Origin of the sequence: Microbacterium sp. NPDC076911, from assembly GCF_040687125.1 — a bacterium.
Taxonomy (GTDB): domain Bacteria; phylum Actinomycetota; class Actinomycetes; order Actinomycetales; family Microbacteriaceae; genus Microbacterium.
Genome location: NZ_JBFBMP010000006.1, coordinates 310,773 through 332,175, shown reverse-complemented (window position 1 = coordinate 332,175; position 21,403 = coordinate 310,773). Strand labels below are relative to the sequence as shown.

The following is a 21,403-nucleotide window of genomic DNA, read 5'->3' as shown; positions in this document are numbered from 1 at the left end:
GCCGTAACCTCACCCGGATACAACTCAAAGTCCGTGTCGTTCAAAGCCCGCACATGACCAAACTGACGAGACAAACCCCGCGCCTCCAAAACCGGCGTCGTTGTCGTAAGTGTCATACGGAATCTCCTTCATAGGTGAGATGAACAATGAGGTCTGCGCGCTCGCGTGAGCCTTCCGCGATGGCCGCGTTTGCTTCGTCGACGTCGTGCACCCACGTCGTTGCCTCGGCGAGGCTATGGCCGTAGGACGTGCGTCGCGCGATAAGGCGGTCGCGACGAACATCGCCGTCGACATCGAGAAACCACGATTCGTCGAGCTGGTCGGCTACTCCGGCCCAGCCGTGTGCGTCGTGCAACAGGTAATTTCCCTCGGTGATGACCAGGGGAGTGGTAGCGCGTATTGAAACCGCCGAGCCGATTGACTCTTCGAGCGAGCGTTCAAATAGCGGTGCATAAATTGTCGTTTCGGTCTGCGAGCGCAACCGCGCCAGAAGCGAAATGTACCCGTCAGTATCGAACGTATCGGGAGCACCTTTTCTGTTGCGGCGACCCAGGCGCACCAGCTCGGCATTGGCGAGGTGAAATCCATCCATCCCCACAATCACGACGTTATCGCCGAGTGCTGTCTTGAGTGCTTCGCACACCGTGGACTTTCCGGCGCCGGGAGTACCGACGATGCCCAGGATTCTGCGCTCACCGCTTTGCACCCACAACCGAGCGCGTTCAACGAGTTGCGTCGTGCTCTCGGTCTTTGCCTGGGGCGAGGATTCGTCGCCAACCATACGGGTCACGTGAAAGTTCCTTCTTTCGAGTCGACATCACTGTCGAGCGCTGCGTCTATGACGCGGATGCTCCCCTGAGTAAGCGGGATCATTTAGGAAACGTAATGCGACCATGTCACCGGTGTCAAGCTGAGTGATCAATTCGTGATGACACCGTTGTCACAAGCGCATTCATCGGGTTAGCATGACATCAGCACGAGGCAACGGCGTTCTTCCTTCGGCCTCTTTCAACGGTGAAACGAGAGTATGTCCATGAGTGAATTCGACGGTCGCACAATTCTTGTGACGGGCGCGGGAGGAGGTATCGGCGGCGCCATCGTGCGTCAGCTCATAGCGGCGGGTGCCGATGTTCTGGCCGCGGGTCGTACCGCGGAGAGCCTGACCGAGATTGTGAACGAAACAGGTGCGCAACCGCTCGATTTCGACCTCGAAGACGAAGAGAGCATCCGCGGCGCGATTGAGGGAGAAGACCTCTACGGTGTCGTTAATTGCGGTGGTTATGGTGGCGAAATCGCGACGCCGATGGAGACAGACATCTCGGTCTTCGACAAGGTCATGAGCGTAAACGCCCGCGGCTCGCTTCTGGTCACGAAATATGCCTCACGCGAAATGGTACGTCGAGGACTGGGCGGCGCGATCGTGAACGTATCGAGCCAGGCAAGCCTGGTTGCGCTTTCCGGGCATATTTCGTACGGGTCATCCAAGGCGGCACTCGATAGCATCACGCGGGTATCGGCTCTCGAGCTTGGTGAATATGGCATCCGCGTCAATAGTGTGAACCCCACCGTCGTCATGACGCCCATGTCGGCGTGGTACTGGGGTCGGCCCGAGATTGAGGGCCCCTTCCTTGAGGCCATGCCGTTGCACCGATGGGCGACTGAGAAAGACATCGCGGCGCCCGTCGTGTTCCTCCTCAGCGACGGCGCCGCCATGATCTCGGGTGTGTCATTGCCGATTGATGGCGGCTACTCAAGCCGCTAGCACTTCAGCCCCCACACTCTTCGCGAGTTCGGGTGCTGAAGCTACTCTTTGAGCTGCGCGCGCCGGTCAAGCCGGGCTCGATTACGCGTGCGCGACAGCTGTTGGTCAGCGTAAAAACGCGGCGGCAACTCCCGAATCGACGGGGATTTGTAGGTCTGTCGTGCGGGTGAGTTCCGGGCCGGTAAGCACGCGGACGGCTCGGCAACATTCTCGGGCACGACCTCGCGCTTGAGGATCGTGCGGTTCGCGCCCCAGCCCGCGGCGAAGATGCCGGAACCTCGAACGATGCCGTCGGGGTTGATGCCGTTGACGCGCACACCATGTTCGCCGAGTTCAACCGCCAGTAGGCGCACCTGGTGCGCATGATCGGCCTTCGTTGCCGAGTACGCAATGTTGTTGGGGCCCGCAAAGATGCTGTTCTTCGAGGAGATGTAGATGATGGCGCCGCCCATCTTCTGCGCTATCAAGGCTTTGGTCGCTTGCGAGAGCAAGAACGAGCCCTTCGCCATGACGTCGTGCTGCAGGTCCCAGTCTTTTTCGGTTGTCTCCAGCAGAGACTTCGACAGCGACAGACCTGCGTTGTTGACCACCAGATCGCTGCCCCCAAAGGCAAGCACGGTGGCATCAACTGCCGCTCGAACGCCGTCGGCGTCGGCGACGTTGGCGGCGACACCAATCGCGACGTCCGTATTTCCTAGCTCTGCGGCAACGGCCTGGGCTTTCTGAAGATCGAGGTCGGCGACAACCACGCATGCACGTTCAGCTGCCAGGCGTGTCGCGATCGCTTTGCCGATGCCCGATGCGGCGCCGGTCACGAACGCTACTCGCCCCTGATGGCTCTTGGGTTGAGGCGTCCGCTGCAGCTTCGCTTCTTCGAGCGCCCAGTACTCGATGCGAAACTTCTCGGTCTCAGAAATCGGGGCGTAGCTAGAGAGCGCCTCGGCGCCGCGCATTGCCGGCGAATCGGCGGTTGCATGGGCATCGTAGTAGGCCTGGTAATCGGCGCGGTACTGCTGGTGTAGCTCATGCAAACGCACGATCTGTTCTTCTTCCGTTGCCGAGCTAGGAAGATCGAGCACCATTGGTTTCACCTTGATGCGCAAGAAATGATCGGGGCAAGGCCACGGATCGTGGGGGCGAGGGCCGCGGCCCGCGCGCGGCGCTCGACTTCTCGGGGCGCGCGTCGAAACCGGCAATGCTGGCGCCAAAGGGCTGGGCGGCGCCATTTTCGGCGATGTAGGCCGTGGCGGTGTCGATAATCTAGAGCGAGTTTTTCTCTGCGGCATCTGAGGTATTGCCCCACGCGGTAATGCCATGACCGCCCAGAATGCAGCCGATAGCGTCCGGGTTTTTGGCCTTGATCTCGGCGATGTCGAGTCCGAGTTGAAAGCCGGGTCGACGCCAGGGCACCCACACCACTTTGTCGCCGAAGATATTCGAGGTCAGCGCGCGGGCCATCGGCCGATGTGGCAATGGCGATGCCGGCATCGGGGTGCAGGTGGTCGACGTGAGCGGCATCGACGAGCGCATGCATGGCGGTGTCAATCGAAGGCGCGGCGCCGCCCTTTCCGTGCAGGCAGTAGTCAAAGGCCGCAACCATTTCGTCTTCTCGGTCGATGCCGGGATAAACGTTGACGAGCGCGCGTAGGCGCTCCATGCGCAGCATAGCGAGGCCTTTTCTTGCAGCGTGCCGAGATCGCCACCTGGACCCACATCAGCTCGACCGGTTCACCCGTCACGGGATCGGGCGATGCCCTTGGCCGACTTGTTGCCGCCCGCATAGTTTGTGTTCTTGGGGTCGGCGCCAAAGCGGTTGCTACGCACGAATCGGGTACCGATACCTGCTCAGAGACGACTTCTGCCACGCGTTGAAATGCAGGGTCTAAGCCGAGTCGATTCGATTAGCAGGAGGGATACAACGTGAGCGTCGCGACCTGGGGAGTCACCGGACCCGAGCGCGGCACCAAGACGCGGTCGACGAACGTGACAGCATCTTGCATTTCGATGGCGATGCCCGCACTGTTCACAAGGTGCGCGACCCTTTTGAGCTCCACGGCGTTCCGCAACGCATCGCCTCGACACCTACGGGCACGATAAGCCGCACGCCGGCGCGCTCGGCGAGACGTTCAAACGCCGCACTGACGCCCATGCCGCCGGCGTCGGCGCCGAACTTACTTCCCACGCTGTTGGGCACGAAGACGGCAATCGGTGCGTCATCGCCTGACTCGATCGTGCGGCCAAAGCCTCGGGTCGTTCCTCAGCCGGGAGATGCGGAAAACAGGTCCAAAACAGCGGTGTACAGGGGGGCGGGTGGAAGCGCAATTCGGGTTCGTACACGAGGGGAAATCGGCTCCCTCACCGGGATGCTGAATAGGACACGCTCATAACCCGACGATCGTGGGTTCAAGTCCCACCCGCCCTACCGATGAAGGAGCCGTCCTGTGGACGGCTCCTTCAATGTTTCCGCTATCGCATCGCGTTGCCGATATAGGAGTATTTGATGAAGACCTCCGGAGCAATGCCAGCTTCTTCTAACACCCCTTGTACGGCCGTCAACATATAGCTCGAATCCCACCCCATATAGAGGTGGTGGCTGTCGTCGAGTTTGTCCCACTGCCCGTTCCATGACCGGGCTTCATAGACGGGACCGCCGCGTCGAGCGTTGTATGAGATCACAGCGTCACGAGAATCGGCCCAAAGGCGCTTGAACACGCGGTTGAAGAGGTACTTGATGTCTGGCACTTCCCAGTGCTCGCCCCGATACTCCACATAGGCAAACTCTCTTTCCCACCCAGCAGGCCAGCCGCGCCGACGTACGGCGTCGAGGATCGGAGTGAGACCGTCGTCGTCAATCGCCAGCTCACCAGGACGCCGCCAGACTTCAACGAAACGCTCAATGAGCGTCGTGGAGCGGGCGGCGATCGCTGCCGTGTTCCAGGCAGGAACAGCGTCAAGTGCAGCCGTCAAAGTCACGGCGCTGCGCGCATAAAACCGACGTTTTGCCGTGTACGACTTGTCGAGCGCGCTGAGCGCAAGTTCGTCCTCGAGAAGGGTGAGGTTGCCGATGGTATCGGCGAGAGCTCGATGGCTGTTCTGCTCATCGTCGGAGAGTTGAGCCCACGTACGAACTCCGTCCCCGCTCCATGAATCGGCTGGAGCAGCGGGAACGATGTGTTCGATGCCCAGGCCACTGGTGGTGTTGAGATCAGCGAGCCGGGCAAGCACGTAGGTGGGGTAGGGGAGAGGTGAGTACTTCAGTGCAACGCGCACCCGTGCATCCGACGGTGTGACGCGTTCGAACGCCCGCTCGAGCGCCCGCGCGCCGCTCTCTCTCGCGCGACAGAGCCGAGCCACGATTCGATCGTTGCTCAGCCCAACGACCGCTCGTCGCAGAGCCAACGATTGCACATTCTCAATCCGCGAAATGAAGTCCTCACGCGCAAGCGCACCATCGAGCAAGTCCGAGTAGTCACGCATGATCAACGGGTACAGGCTTGAGCCAAAAGTCTTGGCAAAGTGGAGTTGCCGAGCAAGCTCTGAATCTGGCGCCTCCGCAGGATTCATCAGTGTTCGATACACCTCAGAGAAGGATCGCCAATCGTGCGCGAATGCGCGCAATTGGGCAGCTTCGATGCGCGGAAAAACTTGGCGAAACGTGTCATAGACGCCGCGCCCACCCGATACTGCGACCTCGCGCCCTGTAACCATCACCAAGTATTGTCGCCAAAACGCGGCGATCGAATCTCCGGTGTTGAGTTCAATCGGGATCCAGTACTCATTCTCGATTTCGCGCTGCTCCGTGTGAGACAGGCCCATCAGTATGTAGTTGTGGATCAATTCGTGGTCGCGCAACGGCTCGCCCGTTGAGTTGAGGCTCTCGAATATCTGCTGAGCGTTAGCTCCGGCGCCCAGCGTGATGGCGACATGCTCAAGCTTCTGCAGCCCCCGCCAGATACGAGGCGCCTCCTCAACGCTTATCTGGCTGCGAAAGAACGCATAATTGTCATCGAAACGCGACTCACGGTGGGCGCCTTGCGCGGGCATCCGGTTAAGCACGACGTCCTCGAAAACTTCGGCCCATGCGCTGTGAGGGCGCAGCTTCGTTCGGCTGGCGTCGGTGGACATGACCAACACCCGCAACAGTTCGTCAGCCAGTTCAGGATCCGTCGCGCGCACGGTGTGATGAAGCGCCGCGATCAACAACATAAGGGTGGTGAGTCGCTGCTGTCCGTCGATCAAGACCAGTTCCGCACCAGCGTTTGCTGTCGCCTCGCCGCTGAGGCTAGAGAGTATGGAGCCGATGAAGTGCATGTGTCTCGCATCAGAATCTGCGGCGGCACGCACGTCAGTGAGAAGCCGCTCACAGCTACCGATATCCCAGCGGTACTGCCGCTGATACACCGGAACGACGATGCTCCATTGTCCTGTCGCGAGCCAAGTAATCGTGTTGGTCGCGGTGGCATCAATATTTGTCGCGTTGAGCATCGTGTGTCTTCGTCCCTCCTGGCGCTGCTGAATCCCCAGCAGGGAGACCCCATCCGTCGATTGAGTCTACGGTGTGTCTTGCCCTGCAACCGCTAATGCACGAGAGGTAGGCTTGCCTAAGTAGGGCCTGTAAAAACGTGCTGGCCCGCTACGAAAGGCATGATTCACTCATGGGTTATATCAAGTCTGCCGCTCTCGAAGAGACCGGCTTTGTAGTGCTCGATTCCTACAATCAGGAACTCGATCCACAGGAATGGCTCGACGTCGAATATAACGACTGGAAGTCGTCAGGCGACACGCGCTTCGCTCCACTCGCGAGTGCATTCGGCGCCATCGAATGCAATGGATTTTGGAACCACAAGCCGCCCCGTACCGACAAAGACGGTGTCTGGATCGATTCACAGGTTGAAAAGGCCCCGAACCTGGCCCGCCGCGCGCAGGAGCCCGGAGCGAATGTGGGGCGCTGCCGCATCATCGAGCTGCAGCCAACGCCGTACGGCGAGTGCCTGTACAACCTGCACCAAGACGACAATAATCGCTTGAACCCTGATGGCACCGGCTGGGTCGTGCGGGGGTTCTTCAACCTGACCGACGACAAAGATAGCTACTTCGTGCTTCGCGAGAACCGCACTGATCCCAGCGTGGAATACCGGATCGCTTTGCCCGCTGGCGCACAGTTGATTGTCGACACGCAGCGTCTCTGGCACGCCGCGACACACAACGGCGACGAGCCGCGCTACTGCCTGATCACTTCGTGGACTTCAGGCCCCGAGCTCGACGCCTACATCGCGAAGTACAACGGCAAGGCGCACACCGACCAGGTGGAGATTTCTCCGGAGGTTTTCGAGGCTGGTCAGGTCGAACAGGCAAGGCGGGATGCGGCGCGCGCCGCGTACTACGCAGCCAAGGGCCAGGTGGAGGTTCAGGCGATGAGCGAAGCCTGATTCTCACTTTCTAAAGCAGTGCGGGGCCCGGATGTCAGGGTCCCGCACTTTGTTTTTGCCACGTTCTCGGCGTTTCCGAATGACACTGTTGTTATTTGTGGCGTTGCTGAGCGATAATGGCGGCATAACTTAAGAGCAGTCGCCGCACCAATCCGGCAGGTCGTAGGGGAAGACGCACCTGATGAAACGGAGAGATGATGATGGCGACACCACAGGCGCGTGGAGTGATCTTTGTTCACTCTGCACCCAGAGCACTTTGCCCACACCTAGAGTGGGCTGTTGGTCGCGCCCTCGGACGCGCGGTGAACTTCGACTGGGCTGAACAGCCTGTCTTAGCGGGAAGTCGTCGTGCCGAGTTCTACTGGGAGGGCGCCGCCGGAACGGGTGCAGCCCTAGCCACCGCCATCCGCGGGTGGGAGCATTTGCGTTTCGAAGTGACCGAAGACCCCACGCCACGAAGCGATGGCGGGAGATGGCTGCATACGCCAGGTCTCGGCATCCACTATTCACAGACTGACGCGGCGGGCAACGTCGTCATCGGCGAGGATCGCATCCGCTATGCAATTGAACTCGCGGCAGGCGATGCTTTTGAACTCCAGCGCGAACTTGATGTCGCGCTCGGTGCCGCGTGGGACGAGGAACTCGAACCATTCCGTCACGCCAGCGACGAAGCGTCCGTGGTCTGGCTTCACAAAGTTGGTTGACTTCACCTAGCCTCAGGCGATGAGGCGCAATTACCGCCACTCGGAAGACATAGGTCCTGGGATGCGGAAACACGAATCGTTGCCTGACTCGACGAACGCCCTGTACTCCTCGCAAGGAGCACAGGGCGTTCGTCTGTCAGAGAGGGGTTCTCACACCGAAGCGAACGCTGCTACAGCGTTGTGGCCGCCGAATCCAAACGAGTTGCTAATCACAAGCTGGTCACCTGAAGGGAGGGAAGCGACCGTGCCTGACACCTTCAAGGGAATCTCTGGGTCTTGAGTCGAGATGTTGATGGTCGGGGGAGCAATCCTGTCGCGGATAGCAAGTATGGCGAACACCGCTTCCAATGCTCCCGTGCCACCCAAGAGGTGTCCGGTGGATGCTTTTGTCGCAGAGACCGGAATGTCGTGCACACGCTCGCCAAAAACGCTGCGCAACGCGCGATATTCGGCGATGTCTCCGGTCGGCGTTGAGGTGGCGTGCGCGTTGATGTGCGTGACGTCATCGGGCGAAGCGCCACATTCTTCGAGCGCGAGGCGCACGGCGCGAGATGCACCCAAGCCCTCAGGCTCGGGAGCCGTGATGTGGTACGAATCAGCGGTGATCCCACCGCCTACTACCGCAGCGTAAATCTTGGCGCCGCGAGCGCGAGCGTCATCTTCACGTTCAAGCACGAGCGCAGCAGCACCTTCACCCATCACGAATCCATCGCGATCGATGCTGTATGGTCGCGACGCAGTCGCAGGGTCGTCATTTCGCTTCGACAGCGCCTGCATCGACGAGAACGCAGCCATCGTCAGCGGGTGAATGGCTGATTCAGCCCCACCGGCGATGACGACATCGGCAAGTCCGAGGCGTAGATGCTCGACGGCGTTGACAATCGACTCCGTGCTGGAGGCACACGCCGAAGCTACCGTGCGCGCATACGCCCGGGCGTTCAGGTGCATCGACACAGCTGCAGCCGCTGCATTCGGCATCAGCATCGGGACCGTCATTGGCATGACGCGGCGCGGCCCCTTCTCGCGAAGCGTGTCCCACGCGTCGAGCAGAGTCCAGAGTCCACCAATGCCGGTCGCGAAGTCGACACCTAGGCGTTCAGGCTCTACTTCGGGGCTGCCGGCATCGGCCCATGCTTCACGAGCGGCCACCAGAGCGAACTGCGCAGACGGATCGAGCCGTTTAGCCTCGGGACGCTCAAGCACGCTGTCAGGACGAACCGCCGCCTGCGCCGCGAATGTGACAGGAAGATCATTCTGGGCTACCCAGTCGAAGTCGAGGCTGCTGACACCGGAAACGCCATCAAGCAGCGCGGCCCAACTGTCATTAGCTGTACCACCGATCGGCGTTGAAGCTCCGATGCCGGTAACAACGATGCGAGACATGGTCATGAGATGAAGATTCTCCGTGATTGTGTGCCGGTGGGGGCGTTTGCCCCCACCGGGATGGCGCTACGCCTGGTTCGACGTAATGAAGGTGACAGCGTCGCCCACGGTCTTGAGGTTCTTGACCTCATCGTCGGGGATCGTGACGCCGAACTTCTCTTCTGCGTTGACAACGATCGTCATCATCGAGATTGAATCAATGTCGAGGTCTTCGGTGAACGACTTCTCGAGCGCAACTTCGTCAGCCGAGATTCCCGTCTCGTCCGTAACGAGCTCGGCGAGCCCTGCGAGAACTTCTTCTGTGCTGAATGCCATGATCTCTCCTGTTTTTCTTTGGGGTCGGTTGCCCGGACGGGCCGGGAATCAGTCTAGAGTCGTACGCCTTCAACTCACGGCAGCACAACGACCTGTGCGCCAAAAACGAGTCCCGCGCCAAAACCGATCTGCAAAGCCAGGCCGCCACTGAGCTCCGGATGCTCTTCGAGCAACCGGTGGGTTGCGAGCGGGATCGATGCCGCAGAAGTGTTGCCAGTGGTTTCGATGTCGCGCCCGATCACGACGCTTTCTGGCAACTTGAGTTGCTTCGCGAACTCATCGATGATGCGCATATTGGCTTGGTGCGGCACAAACGCTGCGAGGTCGGCAGCTTGTACGCCCGCCACTTCAAGTGCCTCGCGCGCTACCTTAACCATTTCCCAAACCGCCCAACGGAAAACAGTCGGGCCTTCCTGTCGAAGCGTTGGCCAGGGCGAAACGCCATCTCGGAACTCTGTCAGCGTGTGATTCATTCCGACGGCGTCTGCCTTCGATCCGTCTGAACCCCACACCGTGGGTCCGATGCCGGGAGAATCGCTTGGGCCAACAACGGCTGCACCCGCCCCGTCTCCCAACAAGAACGAGATGCTTCGATCGGTGGGGTCAACCACGTCGCTGAGCTTCTCAGTGCCGATCACAAGCGCGTAGTGTCCTGCTCCCGCACGAATGAGCGCATCCGCTTGAGCGACCGCATATGCAAATCCGGCGCAAGCGGCGTTTACGTCGTAGGCGGCTGCGGGGTTCGCACCCACCCTTTCAGCCACAATCGCCGAGACCGAGGGCGTCTGTTTCGGGTTGCTGATCGTCGCCACAATCACGACATCGATCTGGTCCGCTGGCACGCCGGATCGTGAAATTGCTTCACGACCCGCGTCGGTTGCCAAGTCGATGGCGTCAACATCGGCGGTAGCGCGCACGCGTGTGATGATGCCGGTGCGCTGGCGGATCCATTCGTCGCTTGAGTCGATTGGTCCGACAAGTTCGTCGTTCCCGACTGCGATCTCGCCGCGAGCGGCGCCGTACGAGTAGATCCGGGTATGGGCAGGACCGGTGGATTGGGTCAGGGTGGGGTTCATGGGAACGGCTTCCTGTTATTCGCTGACGGCGCCGAGCAACGTCGCAGCCGCTTCAAGGTCATCGGGGGTCTTGAGGGCCACGGTGGGAACACCGCGTAGTGCACGCTTCGCTAAGCCCGTGAGAGCTCCTGCGGGCGATAGTTCCACAATGCCCGAAACCTCGGCCTGCGCAAATGCCGACATGCAGAGATCCCACCGAACCGGAGAGGCAACTTGCGCCACCAACAGGTCGATGAACTCTCTTCCGCTGCTGACGATCGAGCCGTCTTTGTTCGTGTGAATGGTCACCGTGGGCTCTGACACCGCCGTTGCGGCCGCAGCAGCGCGCAGTGACTCGACAGCCGGGAGCATATACCGGGTGTGGAACGCTCCAGCGACTGGGAGCGAGATGACACGCGTTCCGGCAATAGGGCTGGCGGCGAGACTGGCGAGCGCATCTACGGAGCCCGCGACGACGAGTTGGCCGCCGCCGTTGTAGTTAGCCGGCGTGAGATCAAGCTCTTCAAGTCGGGCGACAATTGTGGCTTCGTCTCCACCGATGACCGCGCTCATACCGGTGGCGCTCTGTGACGCGGCTTCGGCCATAGCTCGTCCGCGTATTCCTACGAGGCGCAGCGCGTCTTCGTCGGTCAGTATTCCGGCCGCGACCGCGGCGGCGAACTCGCCGACCGAGTGGCCGGCGACAGCTCCGATCGCAGCGTGATCAGCCAACAGATTCCACGACAACAGGCTTGCTGCGACAATAAGCGGCTGCGCGACCTGCGTGTCACGGATTCGGTCTGCATCCCATTCAGTCCCGGCTGCGACGAGATCGATCTCGGCGTAATCGGAGTAACGGGATAGTTGCTCGCGAGCGGAATCAATCTCGAGCCATGGCGCGAGAAAACCGGGAGACTGCGAGCCTTGTCCTGGGAATACGGCGATCTTCACCTATCCATCCTGTCAGGCACAGTCAGGCTCGCTCTGGCGATGCTCTCACAAGAATCCAAAGAACCTTTGTGTGAGACATACAGTTAATGTGACGGGCGGCGTGTCGGCATCCGCCGACGGTTCGCTTCTGAACCCACCGAGCCCAAGATCAGCGCAGTCTGCAAGATCAGCGCCTCTCTCGGGCCGGTGGCATCCCAACCGATGACATCCGAGACTCGTTTGAGACGGTAGCGCACAGTGTTTGGATGCACGAAGAGCTCGCGCGCCGTTGCTTCCAGTGAGCGGCCGTTGTCGAGGTAGCTCCACAGCGTGGTGACCAGATCGGCGCTGTGCGACTGCAGCGGACGATAGATGCGCTCAACAAGCGTCTGCTTTGCAAGTGGATCACCTGCGAGCGCGCGTTCAGGGAGCAAGTCGTCTGCTTCTACCGGCCGAGGCGCGTGTCGCCATGCACGTGCCACTGCGAAACCTGCAAGCGCGCCTCGCGCGCTTTGACCGGCATCAACGAGGGCGGGGACCGTCGGTCCCAGCACCAAATGACCAGCACCGAAGCCGGGCTCAAGTCGCTTCGCGATCTCGACGAAGGCCAACTCACCTTCGGGGTCTTCAGAGGAGTTCGGTGCGACAGAACGCCCGACGACAAGGACGAGGCGAGATCCCTGCACGCCGATCAGCACATCAACGCCCAGCTTGCGAGCAGTACGCCGCAGCTGGTCGATGTCGAACTGCGAAGGAGTCGTGCCCACCAGCACCGCGACCTCGCCGTGTCCGTGCCAGCCAAGCGCCGCGATTCGGCTGGGCAGTTCTTCGTCAGATTCGCCGGTGAGAATCGAATCGACGACGAGCGCTTCAAGCCGAGCGTCCCAAAGTCCGCGTGCTTCGGCTGCTCGGGCATACACATCGGCAGACGCGAACGCTACCTCACGCGAGTAGAGCAGAATCGCTTCGCGCAGATCGTCGCCGCGACCACGGACGCGCTCTTCGGTTACTTCGACCGTCACGCGAATGAGCTGCAACGTCTGCTGCAAGCTGACGCTGCGAAGCAGTTCGCGAGGTGCTGCGGCAAAGATATCCGCGGCGATCCAGGGTGTGCCCCCGGGGTCGTCGTACCACTGAATGAACGCTGCGATGCCCGCCTGTGCAACCAACCCCACCGACGATCGCCGCGCGGGCGGCATCTCGGCGTACCACGGAAGGGTATCGTCGAGCCGTTTGATCGTCGTTGTGGCAATCTCGCCCGAGATTCGCCTGAGCCAGGCAAGAGTCTCGGCCTTGGCCTGTGGGTCGATCGAGGCGGGCATCTATGCGATCAGCTCTCGCCGCCCGCGTTGCCGCTCGTGCCAGCGGTTACGTCGTGCAGCTTGTACTTCTCAATGGCCTGAGCGGACAGTGAGCGATCAACCTTGCCCTCGGCGGCAAGCGCCTGAAGGGTGCGAACCACCATCGAAGGCCCATCGATCTTGAAGAATCGGCGAGCAGCCGCACGGGTGTCAGAGAAGCCGAAGCCATCTGCGCCCAAGGTCGCGAACTGGTGCTGCACCCAGGGGCGGATCTGGTCTTGCACAGCGTGCATGAAATCACTCACGGCGATGACAGGGCCTTCCGCGCCAGCGAGCTTCTTCGTGATGTAAGCGGTCTGTGGCTCTTCTTCGGGGTGCAAGAAGTTGTGCTCATCGGCAGCGAGGCCGTCGCGACGCAACTCGGTCCATGAGGTCACTGACCAGATGTCAGCGATCACGCCCCAATCGTCGCGCAACAACTGCTGAGCTTCCTTCGCCCAGAGCACGCCCACGCCCGAAGTGAGCAGCTGAGCGCGCGGCCCTTCTCCTTCGCCAACCGAGATGCGGTGAATACCGCGCAGGATTCCATCGACGTCGACGTCTTCGGGCTCAGCGGGCTGCACCAGCGGCTCGTTGTAGACGGTGATGTAATACATGACGTTGGGGTCGGAGTGCTCCCCGCCGTACATGCGCTCGATGCCAGCGCGCACGATGTGCGCGATCTCGTAGCCGTAAGCGGGGTCGTACGACACGGTTGCAGGGTTGGTCGATGCGAGCAAGTGCGAGTGACCGTCCGCGTGTTGCAGGCCCTCACCCGTGAGGGTTGTACGTCCCGCCGTAGCGCCGATGATGAATCCGCGCGCCATCTGGTCTCCGGCGGCCCATTGTGCGTCGCCGGTGCGCTGGAATCCGAACATCGAGTAGAAGACGTAAACGGGGATGAGGGGCTCGCCGTGAGTTGAATATGACGTTCCCGTGGCTGTGAACGCCGCCACTGCTCCAGCCTCGTTGATGCCGACGTGAAGGATCTGACCCTGCGGGCTCTCCTTATAAGCAAGCAACAACTCGCGGTCGACCGACGTGTAGTTCTGACCGTTCGGGTTGTAGATCTTCGCCGTCGGGAAGTACGCGTCAATGCCGAAGGTGCGTGCTTCGTCGGGAATAATCGGCACGATTCGGTGCCCGAAGTCCTTCGCTCGCAACAGATCTTTCAGCAGTCGAACGAATGCCATCGTCGTGGCAATCTCCTGCGTGCCGGAGCCCTTCTTGGGCAAAGCGTATGTCGCATCACCGGGCAATTGCAGACCGACGTGATGCGTGCGACGCTCGGGCAGGAAACCGCCCAAAGCACGGCGGCGCTCCTGCATGTACTGGATCGTCTCGTCTTGCGGTCCAGGGTTGTAGTACGGAGGCTCGTATGGGTTTTCTTCGAGCTGCGCGTCTGAGACCGGAATTCGCATTGAGTCGCGGAAGTGTTTGAGGTCTTGCAGGCTCATCTTCTTCATCTGGTGCGTCGCGTTGCGCCCCTCGAAGTGGTGGCCGAGACCGTAGCCCTTGATCGTCTTCGCGAGAATGACAGTCGGCTGCCCCTTGTGCTCGCGGGCGTTCTTGTATGCCGCGTACACCTTCTGGTAGTCGAGACCACCACGGCGTAGGTCGCCCCAGATCTGGTCGTCGCTCCAGTCGTTGACTAGAGCCGCAGTACGTTCGTCGCGGCCGAAGAAATTCTCCCGGATGTAGGCTCCGTCTTCAGCGCGGAAGGTCTGGAAGTCTCCGTCGGGGGTGCTGTTCATCAAACGCACCAATGCACCGTCGTCGTCTTTCGCAAGCAGCTGATCCCAGCCGCGACCCCAGACGACCTTGATCACGTTCCAGCCCGCACCTCGGAAGAAACTCTCAAGCTCCTGGATGATCTTGCCGTTTCCACGAACTGGTCCGTCAAGGCGCTGCAGGTTGCAGTTCACGATGAAGGTCAGGTTGTCGAGGCCCTCATTGGCAGCGACCTGAAGCTGGCCACGGCTTTCCACTTCATCCATCTCGCCATCGCCGAGGAATGCCCACACGTGCGAGTCGGAGACATCTTTGATGCCACGGTTGGTGAGGTACTTATTCGTCATCGCCTGGTAGATGGCGTTGATCGGGCCAAGCCCCATCGAAACGGTCGGGAACTGCCAGTATTCGGGCATGAGCCGCGGGTGTGGATACGACGGCAGCCCGTCGGGAGCCTTCGACTTCTCTTGACGGAACCCATCAAGCTGGTTCTCGGTGAGTCGTCCTTCAAGGAACGAACGCGCGTAGGTGCCGGGGGACGCGTGCCCCTGGATGAATACCTGGTCTCCACCTTCTGGATCATCAAGTCCGCGGAAGAAATGGTTGTAGCCGACTTCATACAGCGATGCTGACGACGCATAGGTCGAGATGTGCCCGCCCACGCCGATACCAGGGCGCTGCGCGCGGTGCACGGTGAGAGCTGCGTTCCACCGAACCCAGCGGCGATAGCGGCGCTCGATTTCTTCGTCGCCTGGGAAATCGGGCTCGTTGTCGGGAGCAATCGTGTTGATGTAGTCAGTGGTCGGCACCTGCGGCACGTTGAGCTGAAGCTCGTGTGACGTGTGGAGCAGGCTCAGCATGATCTCGCGCCCACGGCCGTGGCCACGGGCTTGCACGAGCTGCTGAAGGGATTCCTGCCACTCGGCAGTTTCATCGGGATCGCTGTCGAGGGGAGCCTGCGAATACGGATCCTGATCGTTGACAGTCACAGAAGACCTTTCGTCGTCTGGCAGATCGTGCCAGGGAATCACTATCAAAGCGGGTTGGGCATTGTTCGACTTACACAAAACGCCAATCCTAAGCCTAGCGAGTTTGAGCGTGTCGGGCCGGTACCGAAGGAGACACATGTCTTCGTTTCGCGGAATCGGGCTGAAGTCTCGTAGACTTGTCGCGAAGGGCCTTTAGCTCAGCTGGTAGAGCGCCACGTTTACACCGTGGATGTCGTCGGTTCGATCCCGGCAGGGCCCACTCCAAGTGCGAGTCGGCATTTCACGCACGCTGGCAGGAAGTTGTGAAATTGTGCGCGGCGGAGCAACGCGAGCGCCTGCCTTTCACGCGTAGGCCCCCGCGTCGGTTAGGTTTGATCCGTGAATGCCAGCCCCGCAGACCAGCGCCTCCTTCTTGAGGTTTCCGACCTCGATGCTCGAATCCGTCGCGCCGAGCACGCGCGAGCGAATGCTCCACAGGCTGCGCGAATCAAGGAGCTGCTCGCACAGCGCCAAGTGCTCTCCCAAGAACTGGCGCTACGACTCGGTGTTCGCGATGACTTGCGCACCGAGTTGTCGCGAATCGAATCCGACGTCGAAGTAGTCGACGCTCGCCGTGTACGCGACACCGAGCGTCTCGCGGTGTCGAGCAACACGAAGGAGATCGCCGGGCTCGAACATGAGCTTGAGTCGCTCGCACGTCGCAAGAGTGAGCTCGAAGACGGCGAGATCGCCGTAATGGAACGGCTCGAGGCCGCCGACGCTGCCGTCGCCGAACAAGAGTCGCTCATCTCAACCACCAATGCTGAAGGCGCCGAGCTGAGCGCTGGGGCAAAGCGGCATGTGGCAGAAGCCACCGCCGAGGTTGAGGCCGCGACAAGAGACCGCATCGCTGTTGCGAAAAACGTAGCTGGCGACTTGCTCGCGCTGTATGACAGCATCTCGCAGCGCGACAACGGAGCAGGCGAACTCGTTCGACGCACGTGCAGCGCGTGCAACATGGTTTTGTCTGGCACTGACCTACAAAAGGTTCGCGCGGCCGCGCCAGACGCCGTCGTACATTGCCCCGAATGCGGGTGCATTCTGGTGCGCGGTGAGGACTCCGGTCTCTGACGGCGCCCGCCACGGCTGGGTAGCGCTCGGCACATCCGGCGAGCGTGTACACGCTGTCGTACTCGATGCCGCAGGCGTCACCCTAGAACGCGTCGAATTGAGCGCAGCAGACTTTCCCGGCTGGGCGATCGAGCGCGAGTCAACCTCCGCCCCACGCTGGGTGTGGAATGACACGCCACGGTGGTACCCGCGACTGCTCCGAGCGGGCCTTCAAGTTTCGCGGTGCCACGATCTTCGGCTCTCACACCTCGTTCTAGCGGCTTCAGATCTCGTAGTGGATGCGGCGGCGCTACGGGCCGCATCTCGCTGGCATGCGCCGCCGTACGAGGCTGTTGTGCCCCGCCAACCTGCGCTGTTCGACTGGGATTCCGACACCGCGCGGGATGAACTGCCCGCCGATGTCGATGAGACCGTCGCGGAATTCGCACGCCAACAAGCCGCCATCACACAGAGCACCGATCCCAACCGTTTGCGGCTACTCACGGCGGCTGAATCAGCGGGCGCGCTCGTCGCGAGCGAGCTTCATGTTGCTGGCCTCCCCTGGAGCCGCGAAGCGCATGAGCAGATTCTGCACGACAGCCTTGGCACACGCGACACAACTACTGGCATACCCACGCAAATCTTTCAGCTCCGACAGCAGATCGGCGAGCTTCTCGGCGATAGCAGCGTCAGCCTGGATTCCCAGCCCAAGCTAATACGCGCATTGCATCGCGCGGGTGTCTTGGTGGAATCGACAAGCCGGTGGGAACTTGCCGAGCAACAGCATCCTGTCATTGCGCCCCTTCTTGAATACAAGAAGCTGACCCGCCTGCTATCGGCCAACGGGTGGGCATGGCTCGATGAATGGGTGCATGACGAGCGCTTCCGTCCCGTGTACGTGCCGAGTGGAGTGGTCACCGGGCGTTGGGCGTCTTCGGGTGGGGGAGCACTGCAGATTCCCCGTCAGCTGCGCAGCGCTGTGCATGCCGATCCCGGGTGGAAGCTCGTTGTCGCCGATGTGGCACAACTCGAACCCCGCGTCCTTGCGGCAATGGCGGCCGACACGAACCTCGCTGACGCAGCATTTGGCCGTGATCTCTACGCAGGGATTGTCAATTCTGGAACGATTGCGAGTCGGTCAGAGGCGAAGATCGCTATGCTCGGCGCGATGTACGGCGCCACGTCGGGGGAATCTGGCCGGCTGGTCCCGCGTTTGCGGCGAAGCTATCCCCGCGCGATGGCTCTCGTTGACAGCGCGGCCCAAACCGGGGAAAACGGCGGCACGGTGAGAACCTGGCTGGGTCGCACCTGCCCACCGCCATCAGTGGATTGGCAACTCGCGCAAGCGCAAGCAAGCGACTCAACCGCATCCGAGGCCGAAGTCGCTCGAGCACGGCGCTTGGCACGAGACCGCGGCCGATTTACGCGAAACTACATCGTGCAGGGCACGGCCGCCGAGTGGGCCCTGGCGTGGCTCGGAGATCTGCGCTCGAGGCTGGCTCGCTTGCCTCCAGCTCCGGCTACCGAACGGGCGACGGCGTCTGGCACCGTGTTCGGCAGGCAAGCGCACCTGGCATTTTTCTTGCACGATGAGGTGATCGTGCATGCGCACGAGTCGCAAGCGGCCGCTGCCGCAGAAGCAGTGCGAGCCGCCGCCGAAGCAGCCGGGCGGCTATTGTTTGGCGAGTTTCGGGTCGACTTTCCGCTCGACGTGAGCATTGCAGACTCGGCGGCAAAGGAGTGACAGTCTCAGAGCGCTCTCGACCCAGATAGGATCGCTGTTGCGAATGGGTCGGCTGGATGATCACGTCGTGAGCGGTTCACCGCTTCGCGCCGAGGAACGTCCGGGCTCCACAGGGCAGGGCGGTGGCTAACACCCACCCGGAGTAATCCGCGAGACAGTGCCACAGAAAATAGACCGCCGGGCGTGCCCGGTAAGGGTGAAACGGTGGTGTAAGAGACCACCGAGATCGTGGTGACACGGTCTGCAAGGTAAACCTCGCCCGGAGCAAGGCCAGACAGGGGATGTTGACGCGGCTCGCCGAGTCCCCGGGTAGGCCGCTAGAGCGGCACGGCAACGTGTCGCCGAGATAGATGGTCATCAGAGGGGCGCTAGCCCCCGAACAGAACCCGGCGTACAGGCCGGCCCATTCGTTCACTACCGCAGCTTCATCGCGGAAGCGGTGACGCCGCTGCGCCCCTGATGTCAGCCGAGCGAGAGCGCCGCCGCGCCGATGATACCGGCGTTATTGCGGTGCACCGCCGGGACAATCGGCGTCTTTAGGTCGAGCAACGGCAAGAAATGCTTTGAATGCTTGGACACGCCGCCGCCGACCACGAGCAGGTCAGGGCTGAAGAGAAACTCGATGTGACCGTAGTACCACTGCAGCCGCTTCGCCCACTGTTTCCATGAGAGTTCTTCGCGCTCCATGGCGGAGTACGCAGCGTACGCTTCCGCGTCGCTCTTGTGGCCCGGCCGGTGCACATGCCCCAACTCTGAGTTAGGCACCAAAACGCCGTCATACAAGAGCGCCGAGCCGATACCGGTGCCCAGCGTTGTCAGGATTGTTAAGCCCTCTTGGTCTTTCGCTGCGCCGTATCGAAGCTCAGCAACGCCCGCGACATCAGCGTCATTGGCGAAATGGATATCTCTGCCGAGTCCTTTCTCGAAGAACTTCTCTGCTTCAAACCCGATCCACTTGTCAGACACGTTTGCGGCTGACAAGGTACGACCGTGCTTCACAATCGCGGGGAAAGCCACCCCGAGCGGAATCGAGGCATCTTCTACCTCAAGGATCGAAAGCACTTGGGTGACGGCTGCGAGAACATCTTTGGGCTCAGCACCCGCCGGTGTCGCAACTTTCACACGGTCGCTGATCAGTTCGCCGCGGTCGAGGTCAACGATTCCTGCCTTGATTCCCGTGCCGCCAATATCTACGCCGACCGCGCGGGTCTCCTGAGATGCCATATTGCAAGCCTATCGAGCGAGGGCCCCATCGGTTGAACGCGGGTCGTTAGGATGACAACAACGGCGGGAACCCGCTTCATTGGAGGAGATCCACGATGACCGGTGACAACGAGAAGTATTGGTACAACATGAAAACCGGCGAGGTCGAAAAGGGCTTCGAATCGCCCGCCATTGACCGCGCTGGCCCGTTCGATACCGCCGAAGAAGCAGCGGCAGCTCCTGAAACTCTGAAAGCGCGCTCGCGCGCGTGGGCTGACGAGGAGTCAAAAGAAGACAACTGGGGTTCTGCCTGATTGTCAGGTTTCGTAACGCGCGACCAGTAGTCTGGCTAAGGCCGCGCCCGGCACTGGAGAGGATGCGATGGACAAGCAGCGTGACTTCGTTCTGAGGACAATCGAAGAGCGAGGAGTCAAGTTCGTTCGTCTGTGGTTCACAGACGTGATCGGCACCTTGAAATCGGTGGCGATCGCCCCGGCGGAAGTCGAAGGTGCCTTCACAGAGGGCCTCGGCTTTGATGGCTCTGCCATCGAGGGACTCACTCGGTCATACGAATCCGATCTGCTCGCCCATCCAGACCCGACGACGTTTCAGACGCTTCCGTGGCGCGGTGAAATCGATCCCACCGGTCGTATGTTCTGCGACATCACTACGCCCGACGGTCAACCGGCAGTTGCTGATCCGCGTCATGTGCTGAAGCGTGCCCTGGCGAAAGCGGCCGACGCCGGCTTCACCTTCTATACGCACCCTGAGATCGAGTTCTACCTTCTGAAGTCGTCGTCATACGGACCCGAAGGCCCACAGCCGGTGGACTCGGCCGGCTACTTCGACAACGTGCCTGGCGGAACGGCGCACGACTTCCGACGTCGCTCAGTGCGCATGCTCGAAGACTTGGGCATCTCGGTGGAGTTCAGCCACCACGAGGGTGGTCCGGGCCAGAACGAGATCGACCTTCGCTACGCAGATGCGCTCGCTACTGCCGACAACATCATGACCTTCCGCACGGTCATCAAAGAAGTTGCGATCGAACAAGGCGTCTATGCGACGTTTATGCCCAAGCCTTTGGGCGGCAAGCCGGGTAGCGGTATGCACACCCACATGTCGCTCTTCGAGGGCGATGTCAATGCGTTTTACGACGAGAGTGGCGAATACCAGCTTTCGAAGGTTGGACGCCAATTCATCGCAGGGCTGTTGAAGCACGCTGGCGAAATTGCGGCGGTTACCAACCAATTTGTGAACTCGTACAAGCGACTTTGGGGCGGCGACGAGGCCCCGAGCTTCATCTGCTGGGGCCACAACAACCGTTCCGCGCTCGTGCGTGTACCGATGTACAAGCCCAACAAGGGTGGATCGTCGCGCGTCGAGTACCGTGGGCTCGACTCAGCCGCCAACCCCTATCTCGCGTACGCGCTTCTCTTAGCAGCGGGCCTCAAGGGAATTGAAGAAGAGTACGAGCTCCCGCCCGAGGCAGAAGACAACGTCTGGTCTCTCACCGACTCAGAGCGTCGCGCGCTCGGCTACGATCCACTGCCGGCGAGCCTTGACCATGCTCTCGAACTGATGCAGGAGTCAGAACTGGTCGCCGAAACGCTCGGCGAGCAAGTGTTCAATTACGTGCTGCTGAACAAGCGCCAGGAGTGGCAGGCATATCGTTCGCAGGTGACCCCGTTCGAGCTCAAGAGCAACCTTGAGATGCTCTGACGCCACGCGA

General features: G+C 61.0%; 16 protein-coding genes, 1 tRNA gene, 1 other RNA gene and 1 pseudogene. 9 read left to right on the top strand and 10 right to left on the bottom strand.

What is annotated here, in order from left to right; translation table 11 throughout:
- Window positions 1–112 precede the first annotated feature (112 nt).
- On the bottom strand, window positions 113–781 hold the full coding sequence (locus tag AB0O81_RS11990; protein WP_363584556.1) for a nucleoside/nucleotide kinase family protein: 669 nt from the start codon (window positions 779–781) through the stop codon (window positions 113–115).
- Window positions 782–1,033: 252 nt separating this feature from the next.
- Between AB0O81_RS11990 and AB0O81_RS11985 the strand changes: the two genes are divergently transcribed.
- A complete protein-coding gene (locus AB0O81_RS11985) occupies window positions 1,034–1,762 on the top strand; it encodes an SDR family oxidoreductase (RefSeq protein ID WP_363584529.1) in 729 nt (242 codons plus the stop codon).
- 105 nt (window positions 1,763–1,867) lie between these two features.
- Here AB0O81_RS11985 and AB0O81_RS11980 read toward each other — a convergent pair.
- A pseudogene (locus AB0O81_RS11980) lies at window positions 1,868–3,601 on the bottom strand (bifunctional aldolase/short-chain dehydrogenase).
- 627 nt (window positions 3,602–4,228) lie between these two features.
- Entirely contained in the window at window positions 4,229–6,247 is a 2,019-nt protein-coding gene (locus tag AB0O81_RS11975; protein WP_363584527.1) for a DUF262 domain-containing protein, read from the bottom strand.
- A 170-nt stretch (window positions 6,248–6,417) separates the two neighbouring features.
- Here AB0O81_RS11975 and AB0O81_RS11970 point away from each other — a divergent pair, with 170 nt between their 5' ends.
- Window positions 6,418–7,191: a hypothetical protein gene (locus AB0O81_RS11970; protein WP_363584525.1), complete on the top strand. Its 774-nt coding sequence runs from the start codon at window positions 6,418–6,420 to the stop codon at window positions 7,189–7,191.
- Window positions 7,192–7,391: 200 nt separating this feature from the next.
- Window positions 7,392–7,895 carry a DUF3145 domain-containing protein gene (locus tag AB0O81_RS11965; RefSeq protein WP_363584523.1) on the top strand — a complete coding sequence of 168 codons (504 nt, stop codon included), beginning with the start codon at window positions 7,392–7,394 and terminating at the stop codon, window positions 7,893–7,895.
- Between the two features lie 150 nt (window positions 7,896–8,045).
- Here the strand turns inward: AB0O81_RS11965 and AB0O81_RS11960 are convergent, their stop codons facing one another.
- The 6 genes from AB0O81_RS11960 to aceE form a co-directional block, all read right to left on the bottom strand.
- Window positions 8,046–9,284, bottom strand: a complete 1,239-nt coding sequence (locus AB0O81_RS11960; protein WP_363584521.1) for a beta-ketoacyl-[acyl-carrier-protein] synthase family protein — start codon at window positions 9,282–9,284, stop codon at window positions 8,046–8,048.
- A gap of 60 nt (window positions 9,285–9,344) precedes the next feature.
- Entirely contained in the window at window positions 9,345–9,593 is a 249-nt protein-coding gene (locus tag AB0O81_RS11955) for an acyl carrier protein (RefSeq protein ID WP_337337981.1), read from the bottom strand.
- Window positions 9,594–9,667: 74 nt separating this feature from the next.
- On the bottom strand, window positions 9,668–10,669 hold the full coding sequence (locus AB0O81_RS11950) for a beta-ketoacyl-ACP synthase III (RefSeq protein WP_363584518.1): 1,002 nt from the start codon (window positions 10,667–10,669) through the stop codon (window positions 9,668–9,670).
- Window positions 10,670–10,684: 15 nt separating this feature from the next.
- Window positions 10,685–11,599 carry an ACP S-malonyltransferase gene (locus AB0O81_RS11945; RefSeq protein WP_363584516.1) on the bottom strand — a complete coding sequence of 305 codons (915 nt, stop codon included), beginning with the start codon at window positions 11,597–11,599 and terminating at the stop codon, window positions 10,685–10,687.
- Between the two features lie 83 nt (window positions 11,600–11,682).
- Window positions 11,683–12,900: a helix-turn-helix domain-containing protein gene (locus AB0O81_RS11940; RefSeq protein ID WP_363584514.1), complete on the bottom strand. Its 1,218-nt coding sequence runs from the start codon at window positions 12,898–12,900 to the stop codon at window positions 11,683–11,685.
- A gap of 8 nt (window positions 12,901–12,908) precedes the next feature.
- Window positions 12,909–15,638, bottom strand: coding sequence for a pyruvate dehydrogenase (acetyl-transferring), homodimeric type (aceE, locus tag AB0O81_RS11935; protein WP_363584512.1), 2,730 nt, complete (start codon window positions 15,636–15,638; stop codon window positions 12,909–12,911).
- 186 nt (window positions 15,639–15,824) lie between these two features.
- On the opposite strand from aceE, the gene AB0O81_RS11930 reads away from it, so the two are divergent.
- The 4 genes from AB0O81_RS11930 to rnpB all read left to right on the top strand — a co-directional run bounded on the left by AB0O81_RS11930 (window position 15,825) and on the right by rnpB (window position 18,881).
- Window positions 15,825–15,897 (top strand) — tRNA-Val (locus AB0O81_RS11930).
- 119 nt (window positions 15,898–16,016) lie between these two features.
- Window positions 16,017–16,748 carry a C4-type zinc ribbon domain-containing protein gene (locus AB0O81_RS11925; protein ID WP_363584510.1) on the top strand — a complete coding sequence of 244 codons (732 nt, stop codon included), beginning with the start codon at window positions 16,017–16,019 and terminating at the stop codon, window positions 16,746–16,748.
- Complete coding sequence (locus AB0O81_RS11920) at window positions 16,729–18,471, top strand: bifunctional 3'-5' exonuclease/DNA polymerase (protein ID WP_363584508.1); 1,743 nt, start codon at window positions 16,729–16,731, stop codon at window positions 18,469–18,471. Before AB0O81_RS11925 ends, AB0O81_RS11920 begins: the two co-directional genes overlap by 20 nt.
- 44 nt (window positions 18,472–18,515) lie before the next feature.
- Window positions 18,516–18,881, top strand: an RNA gene (rnpB, locus tag AB0O81_RS11915) — RNase P RNA component class A.
- 52 nt (window positions 18,882–18,933) lie between these two features.
- Here the strand turns inward: rnpB and ppgK are convergent.
- Window positions 18,934–19,695 (bottom strand): polyphosphate--glucose phosphotransferase, encoded by a 762-nt coding sequence (ppgK, locus tag AB0O81_RS11910; RefSeq protein WP_363584506.1) that lies wholly within the window; start codon window positions 19,693–19,695, stop codon window positions 18,934–18,936.
- Window positions 19,696–19,790: 95 nt separating this feature from the next.
- Between ppgK and AB0O81_RS11905 the strand changes: the two genes are divergently transcribed.
- Together AB0O81_RS11905 and AB0O81_RS11900 are read left to right on the top strand one after the other, a co-directional pair.
- The gene (locus AB0O81_RS11905) at window positions 19,791–19,988 is read left to right on the top strand and encodes an SPOR domain-containing protein (protein WP_363584504.1); all 198 of its coding nucleotides are present in this window, start codon (window positions 19,791–19,793) and stop codon (window positions 19,986–19,988) included.
- 67 nt (window positions 19,989–20,055) lie between these two features.
- The gene (locus tag AB0O81_RS11900) at window positions 20,056–21,393 is read left to right on the top strand and encodes a glutamine synthetase family protein (RefSeq protein WP_363584502.1); all 1,338 of its coding nucleotides are present in this window, start codon (window positions 20,056–20,058) and stop codon (window positions 21,391–21,393) included.
- Window positions 21,394–21,403: the final 10 nt, after the last annotated feature.